This window comes from Streptomyces orinoci, assembly GCF_003121295.1.
GTDB lineage: Bacteria > Actinomycetota > Actinomycetes > Streptomycetales > Streptomycetaceae > Streptomyces > Streptomyces orinoci.
In genome coordinates this window covers 1,550,421-1,563,883 of sequence record NZ_PHNC01000031.1, presented here as the reverse complement: position 1 = coordinate 1,563,883, position 13,463 = coordinate 1,550,421, and the positions used below count along the sequence as shown (strand labels likewise).

At 70.7% G+C, this 13,463-nt stretch carries 12 protein-coding genes; 4 read left to right on the top strand and 8 right to left on the bottom strand.

Going from position 1 to position 13,463, the window contains the following annotated elements; all coding sequences use genetic code 11:
- Nucleotides 1–34: 34 nt before the first annotated feature.
- The 3 genes from CV755_RS29515 to CV755_RS29505 all read right to left on the bottom strand — a co-directional run bounded on the left by CV755_RS29515 (nucleotide 35) and on the right by CV755_RS29505 (nucleotide 4,082).
- Entirely contained in the window at nucleotides 35–2,533 is a 2,499-nt protein-coding gene (locus CV755_RS29515) for an AAA family ATPase (RefSeq protein ID WP_109283294.1), read from the bottom strand.
- A 210-nt stretch (nucleotides 2,534–2,743) separates the two neighbouring features.
- Nucleotides 2,744–3,088 carry an STAS domain-containing protein gene (locus CV755_RS29510; protein WP_109283293.1) on the bottom strand — a complete coding sequence of 115 codons (345 nt, stop codon included), beginning with the start codon at nucleotides 3,086–3,088 and terminating at the stop codon, nucleotides 2,744–2,746.
- Between the two features lie 145 nt (nucleotides 3,089–3,233).
- Complete coding sequence (locus CV755_RS29505; RefSeq protein ID WP_109283292.1) at nucleotides 3,234–4,082, bottom strand: 3-hydroxyacyl-CoA dehydrogenase family protein; 849 nt, start codon at nucleotides 4,080–4,082, stop codon at nucleotides 3,234–3,236.
- 262 nt (nucleotides 4,083–4,344) lie between these two features.
- On the opposite strand from CV755_RS29505, the gene CV755_RS29500 reads away from it, so the two are divergent.
- Nucleotides 4,345–4,917 (top strand): cob(I)yrinic acid a,c-diamide adenosyltransferase, encoded by a 573-nt coding sequence (locus CV755_RS29500; protein ID WP_109283291.1) that lies wholly within the window; start codon nucleotides 4,345–4,347, stop codon nucleotides 4,915–4,917.
- Nucleotide 4,918: 1 nt separating this feature from the next.
- Here CV755_RS29500 and CV755_RS29495 read toward each other — a convergent pair whose 3' ends face one another.
- Nucleotides 4,919–5,455: a hypothetical protein gene (locus CV755_RS29495; protein WP_109283290.1), complete on the bottom strand. Its 537-nt coding sequence runs from the start codon at nucleotides 5,453–5,455 to the stop codon at nucleotides 4,919–4,921.
- Nucleotides 5,456–5,598: 143 nt separating this feature from the next.
- Between CV755_RS29495 and CV755_RS29490 the strand changes: the two genes are divergently transcribed.
- The 3 genes from CV755_RS29490 to CV755_RS29480 all read left to right on the top strand — a co-directional run bounded on the left by CV755_RS29490 (nucleotide 5,599) and on the right by CV755_RS29480 (nucleotide 9,928).
- A complete protein-coding gene (locus CV755_RS29490) occupies nucleotides 5,599–6,768 on the top strand; it encodes a sensor histidine kinase (RefSeq protein ID WP_422070611.1) in 1,170 nt (389 codons plus the stop codon).
- Between the two features lie 131 nt (nucleotides 6,769–6,899).
- Entirely contained in the window at nucleotides 6,900–7,547 is a 648-nt protein-coding gene (locus CV755_RS29485; protein WP_241561496.1) for a response regulator, read from the top strand.
- Nucleotides 7,548–7,639: 92 nt separating this feature from the next.
- Nucleotides 7,640–9,928: a glycoside hydrolase family 18 chitinase gene (locus CV755_RS29480; RefSeq protein WP_109283287.1), complete on the top strand. Its 2,289-nt coding sequence runs from the start codon at nucleotides 7,640–7,642 to the stop codon at nucleotides 9,926–9,928.
- Between the two features lie 110 nt (nucleotides 9,929–10,038).
- On the opposite strand, the gene CV755_RS29475 is transcribed toward CV755_RS29480, so the two are convergent.
- From CV755_RS29475 to CV755_RS29460, 4 genes are all read right to left on the bottom strand, one after another.
- Entirely contained in the window at nucleotides 10,039–10,488 is a 450-nt protein-coding gene (locus CV755_RS29475; RefSeq protein WP_109283286.1) for a DUF2550 domain-containing protein, read from the bottom strand.
- A 117-nt stretch (nucleotides 10,489–10,605) separates the two neighbouring features.
- Nucleotides 10,606–10,983, bottom strand: a complete 378-nt coding sequence (locus tag CV755_RS29470) for a F0F1 ATP synthase subunit epsilon (RefSeq protein WP_109283285.1) — start codon at nucleotides 10,981–10,983, stop codon at nucleotides 10,606–10,608.
- 114 nt (nucleotides 10,984–11,097) lie between these two features.
- Nucleotides 11,098–12,540 carry a F0F1 ATP synthase subunit beta gene (gene atpD / locus CV755_RS29465; protein WP_109283284.1) on the bottom strand — a complete coding sequence of 481 codons (1,443 nt, stop codon included), beginning with the start codon at nucleotides 12,538–12,540 and terminating at the stop codon, nucleotides 11,098–11,100.
- A complete protein-coding gene (locus CV755_RS29460; protein WP_109283283.1) occupies nucleotides 12,541–13,461 on the bottom strand; it encodes a F0F1 ATP synthase subunit gamma in 921 nt (306 codons plus the stop codon).
- Nucleotides 13,462–13,463 lie beyond the last annotated feature (2 nt).

Sequence of the window (13,463 nt, the reverse complement as noted above, 5' to 3'; positions counted from 1 at the left end):
GCCAGCCGCAGACCCCGCACCGGGCTGCGAACCCTTACCCCTTCGTCTTGGACGGCGCCGACACGCTGGCCGACTGGGTAACCGGACTCGGCCCCGGCGTTGACGGCTTACCCGTCGGCCCCGGGTCAGCCGTCTTCGACGGCGAAGGCTTGTCCGTCGGCGACGGCGACCCCGTATGCGTCGGCTCCCCCGTTTCCGTATCCGACGGCTGAGGCGAGTGCGTAACCGGCGCCCCGCTCTGCCCCGGCGTGGACGGCGCGGGCCCTCCGGTCGCCCCATGCGACGCGGACGGCTCTGCGCCGGGCCCGGCACTGTGGCCGGGACGGCCCGGCAGGCCGGGCACCGGCGGCCGTCCGCTCTCCCCCGTCACCGGCTGGTCCGCGCTCATCCCACCGTTGTCATCCTGCTGGGACGCCGACTGGCGCGGGCTGACCCGGTCCGCCGGACCGCCGTCGTCCCCGTGCTTGCCGGAGGTCGCCCCGATGGTCACCACCGTGCCCAGCACCGCGGCGAACAGCACTCCGGCCCCCGCGGCCGTCAGATTGCGCCGGTTGCCTCCCGCCATCAGCTTCTTGGCCCAGCCCTGCGGCGCCGCCGCACCCTGCGCGGAACGGGCCGTACCAGCCACACCGGCCACACCGGAAGGACGGGCCGACGGACCCGGCACCGCCGACACCCGGCTGATGATCGCCGTGGTGGCGTCATCGGCAGGCCGAACCGGCGGCACCGAAGGAGGCACCACCGCGGGAGGCGCCACCGCAGGAGGCACCGCCGAAGGAGGCACCACCCCAGGACGCACCGAACGCGGCCCGGCGGACCCAGGAAGCGCACCGGGCTTCACGCCCGCCCCGGAAACCCCGGACGGTGTACCCGCCCCAGCGCCCCGCGCCTGCCGGGACCGGTCCTCCACCAGGGCCAGGGCCCGGCGCCCGGCCACCGCGCCGCGCTTGTCGGCCAGCGCCCCCCGCATCCCCACCGAGGTCTCCAGCTCGGCGCGGGCCCGTTCCACCTGGCCGGTGCACAGCGCCAGTACGCCCAACTCATGGTGGAAGTACGCCTCTTCGCCCACCTCACCGGCCACCCGCGCGGCCTGCTGGCCATGGCGCAGGGCGCGCTCCCAGGCGCCCCAGTGCAGGGCGGCGGCGAACGCCGGTGCCGCGGTACGGGCCAGCAGCACCGCCGCCGACGGCTGCCCCGGCCGCCCGCCGGCCACCAGCGCGGCCAGTACGGCCAGCACGGCGTCCGCCTCGGCGGCGATCCGCTCGGGGGCGACCGAGGGGTGCCCGGCCCACCAGGAGTAGTGCTGGGCGGCGGAGAGCACCCGCTCCCCCGAGCGCGAGTCCGAGCCCGAGTCCGCGCCCGCGTCCGTTCCGTACTCACCCCGCCCGTTCGCGATGAGCTCCTCCGCCACCCCGGGCGCCAGCCGGTAGCGCGCGCCCGCGGCCGTGACCAGCCCGGCGGACGCCAGCTCGCCGGCCGCCGCGTCCGCGTGGGTGTCGCCCACCAGCGCGGGCAGCTGCGCCTGGTGCGGCAGTTCGCCGCCCAGCGCCAGGGCGAACCGCAGCGCCTCCCGGGCCTGTTCGGACAGCCGGCCGGCCAGCTCCACGGCCAGTTCCCGTACCGGCGGCCGCTGTTCGCCGTCCACCGCGGCGCCCAGCCGCAGCAGCGCTCCCGCCTGGACCACCCGCAGCGGCAGCCCCTCGGAGTCGAACCAGACATCCGCCGCCCAGTCGGCCTCCTGGTCGGTGAGCGCCCGGCCGACCGCGGCCTCCAGCAGCTCCAGGCAGTCGGTGCGGTCCAGCCCGGAGAGGAAGACCTCTTCCAGATGGGAGTCGGCGGAGGGGGCGGCGACCTCGGGAGTGGCCGCCAGCAGCCAGGCGCACTCGGGGGTGGCGTCCAGCAGCTCGTCCAGCTGGGCGCCGCCGAACTCCAGGTCGTCCAGCACCACCACGGCGCCGATCTCCCTTACGTGGGCCAGGAGTTCGGCCCGGTCCGGGCGGTACAGCGGGGCGTGGTGGACGGCCGTGAACAGCTCGTGCAGCAGCTCGGTGACCGAACGCTGGTGGCCGCAGAGCCGCACCACGCCGTCCGGTGCCAGGGTGGCGCAGTCCTCGGCGAGGGCGTCCAGCAGCGCGGTGCGCCCGGAGCCGGCCGGGCCGGTCAGCCGCACCGAACGCCCGCGGGAGAGCAGTCGGCCCAGCCGCTCGCGCTCCTGGGACCGTCCCACCAAAGGCAGTTGGGGACCGGCCGGGCGGGCGGGCGGCGGCGGTGCGGCCGCCCGCCGCAACTCGGCGCGTTCGGCGGCGTCATGGCGCTCGGGACGGGCGGGCAGTTCACCCGGCGGGCAGGGCTCTATCTCGCTGCCGTCCACCGGGTTGACGGTCAGCAGATAGTCCCCGGCGACCAGCCGGACCACCCGGGCCTGGGCGGGGCCGCGGGCCGGGGCCTCCTCGGCCGCCGCCGCTTCCGCGCCGGTGTCACCGCGGATGTCGCCCGAATCCCCGGGCACCGGGTCGTAGTTGGTCGGGTCCATGGTCAAAGCCCCCAAGTCGCGTGGCGTACCGTCATGCCCTCACGGCCTGTCCGCGCTCTTTACGACCTCCGGTCCGGCGCCCGTCGTGGGCTTGCGTTGCGACGGGAAACCGAACAGACCGTGGGACAGTATCGCCGAAGCGAAGGGTGCCGTGGCCCCCCGGACGTCACGATCCGATGAGGAATCGGGGCACCTGGTGAAACGACCGGCTCATCCGGCCCGCTTGCACGCGGGCCGGGCGGCCGAGGGGCTCTGGGGGGAGCCCTCCTCGATGGCGAGAATGCGGTGCAGCCGGGTGGCCACCAGCACCCGCTGCATCCGGTCCGGCACCCCGCGCAGCACCAGCCGCCGGCCGGTGCGCCCGGCCCGGCGGTGGGCGCCCATGATGACGCCCAGTCCGGTGGCGTCCCAGGAGTCCAGCTCGGTCAGGTCCAGGACCAGATCGCCGCGGCCGGCGTCCAGAGCGGAGTGCAGGACCGTACGGGCGTCCGCCGCATTACGGACGTCGAGGCGCCCCCCGACGACCAGCTCGGCGTGATCGCCCCTGATGTGCATATGCGCTCCCGGGAGTGCTGCGAGATGGATGCGGGTGGAAGTGGATCCAAAGAACTGACTGCCTCTCACACGCCAAAGTTGCCGTCTGTTAGCGAATCAATACCGAATTCACACGGTGGGGTGAACGGATTTTGGCGCTTGCCGGTCAGTACTGGTAGAAGCCTTGACCGCTCTTGCGGCCCAGGTCGCCGGCGTCCACCATGCGGCGCATGCTCTCCGGCGGCGCGAACTTCTCGTCCTGGCACTCGGTGTAGATGTTCTCGGTGGCGTGCAGCAGGATGTCCACCCCGGTGAGGTCGGCGGTGGCCAGCGGGCCCATGGCGTGGCCGAAGCCCAGCTTGCAGGCGATGTCGATGTCCTCGGCGCTGGCCACGCCGGACTCATGGAGCTTGGCCGCCTCCACCACCAGCGCCGAGATCAGACGAGTGGTCACAAAACCGGCCACATCGCGGTTGACCACAATGCAGGTCTTGCCCACGCCCTCGGCGAACTCCCGTGCGGTGGCCAGGGTTTCATCGCTGGTCTTGTAGCCGCGCACCAGCTCACACAGCTGCATCATGGGCACCGGGGAGAAGAAGTGGGTGCCCACCACCCGCTCCGGGCGCCGGGTGGCTGCCGCGATCTTGGTGATGGGGATGGCGGAGGTGTTGGAGGCCAGCACGGCCTCCTCGCGCACCAGGCCGTCCAGGGTGCGGAAGATCTCCCGCTTGGTGTCGATGTCCTCGAACACCGCCTCCACCACGATGTCGGCGTCGGCGGCCGCGTCCAGGTCGGTGGTGGCGGTGATCCGGCCCAGCGCCTGCTCGGCCGCGGCGGCCTCCAGCTTGCCCTTGGCGACGAACTTCTCGTACGAGGCCGCGATGCCGTCCGTACCGCGCTTGAGGGCCTCGTCGGTGACATCCCGCAGCACGACGTCCCAGCCGGCCTGCGCGGAGACCTGCGCGATACCCGAACCCATCAGTCCGGCACCGATGACGGCGAGCTTCCTGGCCACAGCTTCCCCTTACTCACGGTTCATACGCTCTCCCGGCGGACCTTAGCGCCCGGCGGGGCGCAGTTGGGAAGTTAGAGATGCGCGTCACGTCCTGTTTGACGGACGTCACACTCCGCGCCCCCACCGGGCGTGCCACACAGAGCAGTTGGGCCCCTTGCGCCCCGTGCGTCCCGTAAGGGGCGCACGGCCGCTCCCCGGTACGGCGCTCGCCGCGCGGGCGCGGCCGGCCGCCGGCAACCCGGCAGCGCATACCCTCGACCGCATGGTCCATCTGACGCGCATCTACACCCGCACCGGAGACGACGGCACCACCGCCCTGGGCGATATGAGCCGCACCGCCAAGACCGACACCCGGATCGCCGCCTACGCCGACGCCAATGAGGCCAATGCCGCCATCGGGGTGGCCATCGCGCTGGGGCAACTGCCGCAGGAGGTGGTCCGGGTGCTGGTACGGGTCCAGAACGACCTCTTCGACGTGGGCGCCGACCTGGCCACGCCGGTGGTGGAAAACCCCAAGTACCCGCCGCTGCGGGTGGAGCAGTCCTATGTGGACAAGCTGGAGGCGGACTGCGACCGCTTCCTGGCGGACCTGGAGAAGCTGCGCAGCTTCATCCTGCCCGGCGGTACTCCGGGGGCCGCGCTGCTGCACCAGGCATGCACGGTGGTGCGGCGTGCGGAGCGCTCCACCTGGGCGGCGCTGGCCGAACACGGCGACTCCATGAACGCCCTGACTGCGACCTATCTCAACCGGCTCTCGGACCTGCTGTTCATTCTGGCCCGGACGGCCAACAAGGAGTTGGGCGACGTGCTCTGGGTGCCCGGCGAGAACCGGTGAGTCAGTGCTCGGGCCGCTTGGGCCAGAGGGTGTAGCTCAGCGCGATCACCAGGTTGATGCCGATGACCAGCAGCATCTTCCCCTGCCAGGCGCGCAGCGAACTCGTGTCCCCGGAGTCGCCCACGTACCAGACCGCCGCCTGGAGCAGGGCCAGCGCGACGGTGGCGGCCAGCACCCACTGGCCCGCCACCTTCCACTCGTGCAGCGCCCGTGCCGCCCCGTACCTCGGCGGCTTCACCGGCGGCGGCCCGCCCGCGAAACGGTGGGCGAAGCGCTGGTCCACCCACTTCAGGGTGGCGTGGCCCAGCCCGGCCGAGTAGCCGATGTAGACGGCCGCCAGTCCGTGCTTCCAGTCGGCGGTCGCACCATTGCGCAGGTCCACGGCGGTGGCGATCAGCAGCACCAGTTCCAGCAGCGGCTCCAGCAGCAGCACCGCCGCCCCGGTCCGCGGCATCCCGGCCAGATAGCGCAGGCCCAGCCCGGCGGCCAGCAGCACCCAGAAGCCGGCCTCGCAGACCACGATCAGGGTGACGATCACGGCGGTGCTCCTTCCTCGGTCTCCCCTCCAGGTTCGCCGGGGCGCGGGGCCGGATCCTCGTCGGCCAAGAGGATTTCCGCCTGCATCCTTCGATGTACGGCCGCGCCCCTTTGAGGTGCTGTGATGGGGGCGTGCCCGTCTCCATACCGCTCCGTCCGCCGCGCCGCCCGCACACCGTCGATCTGCTGGTCGCGGCCGCCGGGCTGACCGGCGGGCTCCTGCTGTACGCACTGGGGCTGAGCAACGCCGGGCCGCTGGGCCTGCCCAAGCGGCTGGCGCTGGCCGCCCTGGTGCTGATGGCGGGGGCCGAAGTCCTGCGCCGCGGCGCCCCGTTGACCGCGCTGGCCATCGGCACGGCGGCGCTGGCCCTCGATATGGCCACCGGCGGCCTGCTGGCCTCCTGGGTGATGTACACCGACCTGGTCTACGCGGCGGTGCTCTACGGCCCGCCCGCCGCCTGCCGGATCCTCCCCCGCGCCTGCGAACTGGTCACCGTGCTGGGCACGCTGTCGGCCATCGCGGTCCTCCGCCGGCCGGCGGCGGTGCTGATCGGGGTGACGCTGGGCGTGCTCACCGCGGCCCCGGCCTGGACCGGGGTGAGTGTGCGCCGCCACCGGGACGCCGCCGAGACGGCCCGGCTGACCGCCGAACGGACCGCGCTGCTCGCCGAGTTGGACCGGCGCCAGGCAGTGGTCGCCGAACGCTCCCGGATGGCACGGGAGTTGCATGATGTGATCGCCGGGCATCTGTCCGCCATCGCCCTGCACTCCACCGCCGCACTGTCCATCGGGGAGCCCGAAGCGTCCCGGGAGGCGCTGGGGGTGATCCGGGAGAACAGTGTGCAGGGGCTTGCCGAAATGAAGCGGCTGATCGGGGTGTTGCGCCAGCCGGGGGACGAGGAGCCGGCCACCCGCCCCACGCTGGACGGGCTGACGGGGCTGCTGGCCCAGGCCCGCGCCGCCGCGGGGGACCGGCGGTTCCGGTTCCGGCTGCACGATGAGCGCGGGCCGGACCCGCTGCCCGCGCCGGTGGAACTGGCCGCGTACCGCATCGTCCAGGAGTCCCTGACCAACGTGGTCAAACACGCGGCGCCGGGCACGGTGCGGGTGGTGCTCTGCGCGGACGAGGGCGCGCTGACGGTCCGGGTGACCAGCGAGCTCACCGCTGACGGGCGAGCGCCCCGGGTTCCGGGGGCGGGCGCCGGCCTGACCGGCATGCGTGAACGAGTCGCCCTACTGGGCGGCTCCCTCACGGCGGGCCCCGCGAATGGCCTATGGCAGGTGGCAGCCCAACTCCCCCTGGACCCCGCCTAATGCCCGGGGGCACCCCCGCTGCCCTCGCCGGGTGCGCCCCGTCAGGGGCGCGGGGAACTGCGCGACCAGCCACCCACGCCCCGCAGCCAAACAGCAACCGCACCCGCCAAAGGAGAAGCAGAGTGAACGACATCCGCGTCCTGGTCGCAGAAGACCAGGCAGCAGTCCGCTCAGGCCTGACCTTGATCCTCCGCTCCGCCCCCGGCATCGAAGTCGCCGGAGAAGCCGCCGACGGCGAAGAAGCCGTCCGCCTCACCCGCCAACTGCGGCCGGACATCGTGCTGATGGACGTAAGAATGCCCCGCCTGGACGGCGTCGCGGCAACCCGCCGGATCACCACCGAGCACCTCGCCGACGTCCTGGTCCTCACCACCTTCGACCTGGACGAGTACGTCTTCGGCGCCCTGCGCGCCGGCGCCGCCGGCTTCCTGCTGAAGAACACCGAGGCCGACGGACTCATCGCCGCCGTACGCACCGTGGCCCGCGGCGAGGGCCTGATCTCCCCCACCGTGACCCGTCGCCTGATCGCGGAGTTCGCCCGCCGCACCCCCGCCCCCCGCGCGGACCCCGCCGTACTCCGGCCGTTGACCCCGAGAGAGCACCAGGTGCTGGCGGCCCTGGGCGAGGGCTTGTCCAACGCGGAGATCGGCAAGCGGCTGGGAATGGCCGAAACCACGGTGAAGACGCATGTCAGCCGGGTGCTGCCCAAGCTGGGGCTGCGCAGCAGGGTGCAAGCGGCCGTACTGGCCCAGGAGTTGGGTCTGGTCCAGACCTCTTGACCGTTGGTACAGACCTTTTTACGCTCCCTTCACTCGCAGGTCACGGACAACCCCCCACCCCCCCACCATCCGGACCTCTTCAAGGAGCACCCTTGAACCTCAGAATCCCCGCGGCCTTTGCCGCCCTCCTCCTGCCGGCCGCGGCACTCATCGGCCTCGCCGCCCCGGCCCACGGCCAGAGCAGCCGGCCCCACCTCCAGGACGGACCCACCGCCACCTTCGCCAAGACCTCCGACTGGGGCACCGGCTACCAGGGGCAGTGGACCCTCAAGAACACCGGCAGCACCACCCTCAACGGCTGGACCGTGGAGTGGGATCTGCCCTCCACCACCACCCTGGGCGCCTACTGGGACGCCCTGGTCACCCGCTCCGGCTCGCACTACACCGCCAAGAACCGCGAGTACAACGGCACTCTGGCGCCCGGCGCCAGCGTCAGCTTCGGCTTTACCGCCTACGGTGACGGCGCCCCCTCCGGCTGCAAGCTCAACGGTGGTTCCTGTGACGGCTCTTCCACCGGCACTCCGCCCAGCGCCCCCGGCCGGCCGGTGTCCACCGCCATCACCGCCACCAGCATCTCGCTGAAGTGGGCCCCGGCCACCGACGCCAAGGGCATCAAGGAGTACGACGTCTACCGGGGCGCCGCCAAGGTGGCCACGGTGGGCGAAACCGCCTACACCGACACCGGGTTGACCCCGGACACCGAGTACAGCTACACGGTGGTGGCCCGTGACCTCGACGGCCGTACCGGTCCCGCGAGCCCGGCGGCCACCTTCCGTACCACAAAGAGCGGTTCCGACCAGCCGCCCTCCGCACCCGGCACCCCGCAGGCCACGGCCGTCACCGACACCTCGATAACCCTGAGCTGGACGGCCGCCACCGCGGACAAGGGCATCAAGGAGTACGACATCTACCGCGGCACCGGCAAGGTGGGCAGCACGGCGCAGACCTCGTACACCGACACCGGTCTGACGCCCGGCACCGACTACACCTACACCGTGCTGGCCCGGGACAACGCCGGCCAGACCGGCCCGGCCAGCGCCCCGCTGACCGTACGGACCACCGGCGGCCAGGGGCAGCCCGGCGGCTACTCCAAGATCGGCTACTTCGTTCAATGGGGCATCTACGGGCGGAACTACACCGTGAAGTCCCTGGACACCACGGGCGCGGCGGCCAAGCTCACCCAGCTCAACTACGCCTTCTCCAACATCGATCCCACCAACCTCACCTGTCTCAATGGCGTCACCAAGGCCACCGGTTCCAACCCGGAGGACCCCAACCAGGGTGATGGCGCCGGGGATTCCTGGGCGGACTACGAAAAGGGCTTTGGCGCCGGGGACTCGGTGGACGGCGTGGCCGACACCTGGGACCAGCCACTGGCCGGCAACTTCAACCAGCTCAAGAAGCTCAAGGCCAAATACCCGGGGCTGAGGACGCTGATCTCGATCGGCGGCTGGACGTACAGCAAGTACTTCTCGGATGTCGCCAAGACCGATGCCTCACGGCAGAAGTTCGTCAAGTCCTGTATCGATATGTACATCAAGGGCAATCTGCCGGTCAGCAATGGACGCGGCGGTGACGGCTCGGCGGCCGGGGTGTTCGACGGCTTTGACATCGACTGGGAATGGCCGGGTTCCGAGGGCCACCCGGGCAACCATGTCTCACCGGACGACAAGGCCAACAACACCCTGCTGTTCGCCGAGTTCCGGCGGCAGCTGGACGCGCTGAGCGCCGGCACCGGCAAGAAGTACCTGCTCTCCGCCTTCACCCCGGCCGACCCGGCCAAGCTGGCGGCGGGCTGGGAGATCGCCTCCGGCAAGCCCAATGTCTTCGACTCCATGGACTACGCCAATGTCCAGGGCTATGACTTCCATGGCTCCGGCAGCGACAACAGCTGGGAACCCCACCGCACCGGCCACCAGGGCAACCTCTACCAGGACCCCAAGGACCCCAACACCACCAAGTTCAGTGTGGAGAAGACCGTCCAGACCTATCTGGACGCCGGGGTGGACCCCAAAAAGCTTGCTCTGGGACTGGCCTTCTACGGCCGCGGCTGGCAGCAGGTGGCGGACGGCGGAGCGCATGGCGCCTGGCAGCAGGCCAATGGAGCGGCACCGGGACAGTTCCCGGAGGAGGCCGGGACCCGTGGCTACGACAACCTGATCGCTTCGGTACCGGACATGACCGTCTACCACGATGAACAGGCCGTCGCCACCTATGGGTTCACCGGCGACAACGGCCAGTGGTGGACCTTCGACGACGCCTGGTCCATCGGCAAGAAGACCGCCTGGCTGAAGTCCAAGGGCCTGGGCGGGGCGATGATCTGGGAAATGTCCGGAGACAGCGGGACATTGATGACCGCGCTGGACAACGGGCTGAGGTAGCGGACGGCCGCACACCGGGGGCCTGGGGCACAAGCCCCGGGCCCCTGCGCCACATTGACTCTCCCCAGCTAACGCTGGGAGGTACCCCCATTCAGAGAGACACCTTTTATTTAAGCCACATTGACTCTCTGCCCGGGCGGCGCCGCCTCCAGCCAGGCCAGGAAGCCGGTGAGCGCGTCCTCGCTCATCGCCAGCTCCAGACGCGTGCCCCGGTGCAGACAGACCAGCACCACCGCGTCGGACAGCAGCGCCAACTCCTCCTCGCCCAGCGGGGGACGGCGCTCCGCCACCTCGATACAGGCACGCTCCAGCACCCGGCGCGGGCGTGGAGCGTAGGAGAAGACCCGGAACCACTCGATCCGGTCGCCGTTGTAGCGGGCGACGCCGTAGACCCAGCCCTTGCCCGCCGGTTCGGCCGGCTCCTCGGAAACGTTCCAGCGCAGGCTGCAGTCGAAGGTGCCGCCCGACCGCTGGATGAGCCGCCGGCGCAGGCCGAAGACAAACAGACCCAGCAGAACCAGCAGCACGACGATGCCGCCCACGAGCAGAGCGAGGACCATCACCACCGACCTCCTCGCATGATCCAGAGCAACCGCACCTGTACTGCCTCAGCCGCGGACCGCTCCGGATTGTTCCAGGCGGCCCGCGGCTGAGGGATGTTCTTGGTCGGTCCCGGGCTAGTGAACGCCCGTGACCGCACGCAGCCGGACGGCCGCGCGCCGCTCGGCGGCCGCGTCGGCTTCCGACTTGGCACGGTCCAGCGCCCGCTCCGCGCGCTGGACATCGATCTCGTCCGCCAGCTCCGCGACCTCCGCGAGCAGCGAAAGCTTGTCGTCCGCGAAGGAGATGAACCCCCCGTGCACCGCGGCGACGACGGAACCGCCGTCGGTGGTCCTGATGGTCACCGGGCCGGACTCCAGCACACCGAGCAGCGGCTGGTGGCCGGGCATGACGCCGATGTCACCCGATGTGGTACGCGCGATGACCAGGGTGGCCTCGCCGGACCAGACGCTCCGGTCCGCCGCGACCAGCTCGACGTGCAGCTCAGCAGCCAACGTGGCTCCTCGGGTTGGACACCTGCCGGGCAGGCAGGCGTTGGGTCAAAGAATAGGGGACGTACGGTCCGGGGGCGGAGGTGCCCCGCCCCCGGACCGCGAGCATCGGGATGCTCAGGAGACGCCCAGCTCCTTGGCGTTGTTCTTCAGGTCCTCAAGACCACCGCACATAAAGAACGCCTGCTCCGGGAAGTGGTCGAACTCACCGTCGCAGATGGCGTTGAACGCCGCGATGGACTCGTCCAGCGGGACGTCCGAACCGTCCACACCGGTGAACTGCTTCGCCGCGTGGGTGTTCTGCGACAGGAAGCGCTCAACGCGGCGGGCGCGGTGCACGACCAGCTTGTCCTCCTCGCCGAGCTCGTCGATGCCGAGGATGGCGATGATGTCCTGGAGGTCCTTGTACTTCTGCAGGATGCCGATGACGCGGCGGGCGCAGTCGTAGTGGTCCTGCGCGATGTAACGCGGGTCCAGGATGCGGGAGGTGGAGTCCAGCGGGTCCACCGCCGGGTAGATGCCCTTCTCCGAGATCGGACGGGAGAGCACCGTGGTCGCGTCGAGGTGCGCGAAGGTGGTGGCCGGGGCCGGGTCGGTCAGGTCGTCCGCGGGGACGTAGATCGCCTGCATCGAGGTGATCGAGTGACCACGGGTGGAGGTGATGCGCTCCTGGAGCAGACCCATCTCGTCCGCCAGGTTCGGCTGGTAACCCACCGCGGAGGGCATCCGGCCCAGCAGGGTGGAGACCTCGGAACCGGCCTGGGTGAAGCGGAAGATGTTGTCGATGAAGAACAGCACGTCCTGCTTCTGGACGTCACGGAAGTACTCGGCCATGGTCAGGCCGGCCAGCGCGACGCGCAGACGGGTGCCCGGGGGCTCGTCCATCTGACCGAAGACCAGCGCGGTCTTGTCCAGAACGCCCGACTCTTCCATTTCCTGGATGAGGTCGTTGCCCTCACGGGTGCGCTCACCGACGCCGGCGAAGACGGAAACACCTTCGTGCAGCTTGGCCACACGCATGATCATTTCCTGGATCAGCACGGTCTTGCCGACACCGGCACCACCGAACAGACCGATCTTTCCGCCCTTGACGTACGGGGTCAGCAGGTCAACGACCTTCAGACCGGTCTCGAACATCTCGGTCTTGGACTCGAGCTGGTCGAAGGCCGGGGCCTTGCGGTGGATGGACCAGCGCTCGGTGACCTCGGCCTCGGCCTCGGGCTCGTTGAGGATCCGGCCCAGGGTGTTGAACACCCGGCCCTTGGTGACATCGCCGACCGGGACGGTGATGCCCTCGCCGGTGTCGGTCACCGGGGCCTGGCGGACCAGACCGTCGGTGGGCTCCATGGAGATGGCGCGCACCAGGCCCTCGCCCAGGTGCTGCGCGACCTCCAGGGTCAGGGTCTTCTTCTTGCCGGCCTCGGCCGGGTCGGCGACCTCGACGGTCAGCGCGTTGTAGATCTCCGGCATCGCGTCGACGGGGAACTCCACGTCGACGACGGGGCCGATGACCCGTGCGACGCGGCCCGCCGCAGCAGCCGTCTCAACAGTGGTGGTCATTTATCGGTCACTCCCCGCGGTCGCGTCGGCCAGGGCGCTCGCGCCACCGACGATCTCGCTGATTTCCTGGGTGATGTCGGCCTGTCGGGCCGCGTTGGCAAGCCGCTTGAGCGACTTGATGAGCTCTTCCGCGTTGTCGGTCGCGGACTTCATCGCCCGGCGGCGGGCCGCGTGCTCGGAAGCCGCGGCCTGCAGCAGCGCGTTGTAGACCCGGGACTCGACATAGCGCGGCAGCAGCGCGTCGAGCACGCCCTCGGCCGACGGCTCGAAGTCGAACAGCGGAAGGATCTTGTCCTTCGCCGTCTCGGACTCCTCTTCCGTCGCCTCCAGGCTGAGCGGCAACAGCCGCTTCTCGACCGGGTTCTGCGTCATCATCGACACAAACTCGGTGAAGACGATGTGCAGTTCGTCCACGCCGCCCTTGGCCGTGTCCGTCAGGACGGCCTGGATCAGCGGGTCCGCCACCTTCTTGGCGTCGGCGTAGGTCGGGCTGTCGGTGAACCCGGTCCACGCATCGACGACCGGGCGCTCGCGGAACGCGTAGTACGAGACGCCCTTGCGGCCGACGATGTAGTGGACGACCTCCTTGCCCTCCGCGCGCAGCCGCTCGGTGAGCTTGTCCGCCGCCTTGATGGCGTTGGAGGAGTAGCCGCCGGCCAGACCGCGGTCGCTCGTGACGAGCAGGACCGCGGCCCGTACCGGGTTCTCCGCCTCGGTCGTCAGCGGGTGCTTGGTGTTCGACCCGGTGGCAACCGCGGTCACTGCCCGGGTGAGCTCACTGGCGTACGGAGTGGACGCGGCCACCTGGCGCTGTGCCTTGACGATGCGCGAGGCGGCGATCATCTCCATCGCCTTGGTGATCTTCTTGGTCGCGGAGACGGACTTGATCCGCCTCTTGTAGACCCGGAGCTGGGCACCCATGC

Excerpts from the sequence above, each read along its gene's own strand:
- CV755_RS29515 (WP_109283294.1), bottom strand. The coding sequence starts at position 2,533 with ATGGACCCGACCAACTACGACCCGGTGCCCGGGGATTCGGGCGACATC.
- CV755_RS29510 (WP_109283293.1), bottom strand. The coding sequence starts at position 3,088 with ATGCACATCAGGGGCGATCACGCCGAGCTGGTCGTCGGGGGGCGCCTC.
- CV755_RS29500 (WP_109283291.1), top strand. The coding sequence starts at position 4,345 with ATGGTCCATCTGACGCGCATCTACACCCGCACCGGAGACGACGGCACC.
- CV755_RS29475 (WP_109283286.1), bottom strand. The coding sequence starts at position 10,488 with ATGGTCCTCGCTCTGCTCGTGGGCGGCATCGTCGTGCTGCTGGTTCTG.
- atpD (WP_109283284.1), bottom strand. The coding sequence starts at position 12,540 with ATGACCACCACTGTTGAGACGGCTGCTGCGGCGGGCCGCGTCGCACGG.
- CV755_RS29460 (WP_109283283.1), bottom strand. The coding sequence starts at position 13,461 with ATGGGTGCCCAGCTCCGGGTCTACAAGAGGCGGATCAAGTCCGTCTCC.